The 480-nt window shown below is 36.9% G+C and carries 1 protein-coding gene; it reads left to right on the top strand.

Annotated elements, in window-relative coordinates; genetic code table 11:
• The coding region (locus tag BBI00_RS15310; protein ID WP_165602543.1) for a putative porin at window positions 1-480 on the top strand (480 nt) is incomplete at both ends.

Raw genomic sequence — 480 nt, 5'->3', positions numbered from 1 at the left:
CTCAGGTCGTAAATAAAGCCGATGTGAAGCAACCCAAAAAACAAGACACGCTGGTGATAGACTCCGGGAAAAAAGATTCTCTGAAAATTTTCAAGCCTACGATTAATGATTACCAGTATCAGACTCAGTTTTCTGAAAAGAAAGTCTTTGATACTGTAATGACTTTTGATAAAACATACATTTTTTCACAGCAAAATAATAAAGATAACTTTGGGAGAGTACAGCCTGCCAATATTGGTTCGGGGTTCAATCCTCTTATTTTTGAAGTGAACGACGAGCAAAATCTTTCCTTACTGCCTTCCAATAAATCTTACATGATCATTGGTGCCAACGATGTGAAGTATTATGACGTAAAAACACCTACCGCATCATTTATTTATCATAATGCAATGCGTAACGGTGCAGCTCTGAAATCTACTTATACCCAGAATATAGGAAAGAGATTCAATTTTGCTCTTGAATACATGGGGCTACGTTCTC

This window comes from Chryseobacterium arthrosphaerae (assembly GCF_001684965.1).
Taxonomy (GTDB): domain Bacteria; phylum Bacteroidota; class Bacteroidia; order Flavobacteriales; family Weeksellaceae; genus Chryseobacterium; species Chryseobacterium arthrosphaerae.
This window is presented reverse-complemented; position numbering and strand designations above follow the sequence as displayed.